Annotated in this window: 2 protein-coding genes; both read right to left on the bottom strand. The window is 59.4% G+C overall.

What is annotated here, in order from left to right:
• Positions 1 to 253, bottom strand: a 253-nt coding sequence (locus R6V78_RS16220; RefSeq protein WP_410290425.1) for an ADP-ribosylglycohydrolase family protein, incomplete at its 3' end; no start/stop codon positions are given.
• Between the two features lie 253 nt (positions 254 to 506).
• The coding region (locus R6V78_RS16225; RefSeq protein WP_410290426.1) for a PEP/pyruvate-binding domain-containing protein at positions 507 to 3217 on the bottom strand (2711 nt) is incomplete at its 5' end.

Below are 3217 nucleotides of genomic sequence, written 5' to 3' on the forward strand. Positions count from 1 at the left end.
ATGCATTGCCGAAATGATCCAGGTCAAATCCTGCACAGCTCTCAACCGATGTCAGCAGGACCAGCATCTGGTCTCCGTAGTGGGTAAAATCCCCCTTTCGCTTGCCGGTGTGGTAGGAGGTGAGCGGATCCTGGTATTGTTCGACGACACCGAACTTTTTATCGATGACGCGCGTATTGTAAACCCAGTGAGCTCCCAGCGCCAGGGCATCGGCAGTGAACGATCCAAGCACCATCGCTTTTTTGTTGTTCATTCGTATCGTCTCCTCGTTTTATCCCCTTATTTTAGGCCGAGTTCAGAGAAAAGCGGGCCGGAATTCACGGTATCAAAGCTGCTATTTCCCTGCACCGTAGGGTGTTTCACCCATGGGACACTCCGTTGCTTTGCCTTTTGTCTGAGGCCGCGGCTATAAGTTAAGATGTATCCGCCGTCATGGCAAGTGAAAATGCCGGCTGAAGCTTTTCAGTTTCTGAACGGTTTCAGAGCGACACCCACCGGGTGATGTTTCACGATGCGCCTTCCGTGCAGCTAAGATTTCGGAAAAGGACGCTTGTGTCGCCTTTGCTCCACAGGCCGATATAACCGGCGATCGGTCTGGACGCAGTATATCGCAGGCGGGCTTGCCCTTTCAGAGCGCCTGTTATTTCCTTTCCCGCCACGGTCACTGCGAGCTGCAGCCAGCGGTCCATGGGGATTTCAACGGAGGTGCGTTCCCGAAAATGGCGGGTGTTGTTGATGAACTCCAACAGCTGCAATTCTCCGACGGCGGCATCCGCCGCCAATACCAGGCAATTGCCCAGATTGGTCAGACCGAAGGCCAGGCCGGCTGCGAGGTCGACGCACCCGCCGGTGATACGGATTTCAACACCTTGGCCGCCGTCTTTATGACGGCTGTCCCGCTTGACCGCCACGGGATAGTAATGCCGGGCGTGACGATTTTCCAGAAATTTGCGGTATCTTCCTCCTATCACTGTTTCCAGGGTGTCGTGCAGGGTGCAGGCGATTGTGCCGGTCATGCTCGATCCATCTTGCCGGATCACCTTTCCGCCGTCGCTGGTGGTCCGCGACCATTCGCCCACGGAGGCGTAATAGCCGGGAAGGCGCTTTTCGGAACGACCCAGAAAATCATAGTCTTCCCGGAAAAACAGGTCGGTCAGCGTCTGCACCTCGGCCTGGTTGGGAATCGCCACGTCCAACAGCCGGCTGCAGCCCAGCAGCCGGCCGGTCTGGTCAAGCACATCTTCCATGGCCGGGCGGTCAAGCCCTTTCAGGGATGCCTGCAGCATGTCGCCGCGAATTTCCACCGTATACCCCAGCCGATTTAAAACAGCGGACAAAAACTCGATGCGCAGCGCCTTGCCGGCGCTGGTGCCTGCCCCGCCGGAAAACTGGAGTGTGAGAGTGTTGGCGTCGGGGTCGTCCGAGCAGAGCGCATCCAGGTTCGAGTAATGGTAACCGAACTTTACACTGAGGTTGAGATAATCCCGCGAAACCAGGGCGTAGGAGTCCACCTTGGGAGGCGGCCCCATACTGCCGGCCATGATGGCCATGAAATTGCGCCCGCTGATATCCACGGAGCCGGACCAGGTGATGCCCGGATGAACCAGGCCGCGCCAAAGGGCCGCCATGGGTTTCGAGCGGATGTGTTCGGGAAGGATCTCATCGCAGGTGGTCAGCCCCGAAGACAGCCCGTCGCCCAGGTCGATGAAATACAGCGACAACGGGATGTTGGCGCTCAGTTTACGTGAAACAATCGAAGCGTTGCTGAGGGAAGTTAAGTTAAACATAACCGCCACAGCTTTTTCATGGGCGAAGCGGATCAGGTCATGCAGGGTTCGGCACCCGCCGGGAGTAAAATTCGCGGCTTTGGGATCGGTTAAATTGAGGGGCGAGATAAGGTCCAGCAGTTGGCGCAGGTGCAGACCGATGGGACCGCGGTCATTTTCCCGGTCATCCGCCGGCGGCTTGCGCGCCAGTTCAGGGACAATTCCCAGGTAGACCCTGGCTTCATCCGCCACCAGAGTGATTTCCTGGCCCTCGGTTATCAGCGTCGTAGCCTGGCGGGTGTCCATGAGTGCCGGAACGTTGAATTCCCGCGCCACGGATGCCAGATGACTGGCCACGCCGCCCAGATCCGTGATCAGTCCCCGCACCCGGCCCATCAGGGGGGCCAGGTTCGGTGCGGCTGTCCGGGCCACCAATATGGCATTTTCGGCTGCTGCGGGAGATAGATCAGCCGTGGCGTGAACCGCCTTTCCGGAGACCCGGCCGGGAGAGGCCGGCTGCCCGGCTGAAAAAAGCAATTTCAATCCCGAAACCTTCGGCGGGGACGCTGTGGATCCACCGCCGGCCAGATTCAGGGGGCGGGACTGAAGCAATATGATTTCACCGTGTTCGTCCTGAGCCCATTCAATGTCTTGGGGCGAGCCGAAATGCGCTTCCACCTTCAATCCGCACTGGATCAGCGAGCGCACGGCGGATTCCGCAAGCGCCGGCCTCGGACTGGCTTCATCCGCCTCGTCTCCTTTGGGCTGAATGCTGCGCTGAGCGATTTTCAGTGTGTTTCGTTCAACCCGGAACACATCCGGCGAGGCGGATCCGCTCACTACCTGATCACCCAAGCCGCTGGCGGCGTCGATGCGCGACTGCCTGCCGGAAGGCTGGGAAGGGTCCACGGTGTAGAGCACGCCGCTGGCCCTGGCATCAATCATGGCCACAACGGCCACGGCCATAGGTGTAGCCGCATCGGTGAGGCCGTAGCGCAGGCGGTAAAGAATGGCGCGTGGGCTGTATTTGCTGGCCAGGACCGTTTTGTAGGCCGATTCGATGTCATGGATTGCCACCGGCAGAACGCTGGTGTACTGGCCGGCGAAAGACGCTTCGGAGTCCTCTCCCACGGCGCTGCTGCGCACGGCCAGCAGCGGCATGGAGCCGTGCCGCTCGGCAAGCTCGCGGCAGGCCTTGTCAATGGCCTTGACCAGCGTTTTCGGCAGAGGGGCGTTTTGAATGCGGTCCTGAATGCGGCGGCATGCCTGCCCGCTGCCCGCTTCATCCGGGTCAAAGTCGGCCAGCATGTCATCGATGGTTTCCCACAACCGGTTCTCCCTCATAAACAGATCAAGGGCCGCCGTTGTAATTACAAACCCGTCGGGTGTCGGCAGTCCGAGTTCCCTGCCAAGGCGTGCCAGATTGACTGCTTTGGCCCCGGCCAGTGAAA

Source organism: Desulfosarcina sp. (genome assembly GCF_046496365.1).
Classification (GTDB): Bacteria; Desulfobacterota; Desulfobacteria; order Desulfobacterales; family Desulfosarcinaceae; genus Desulfosarcina.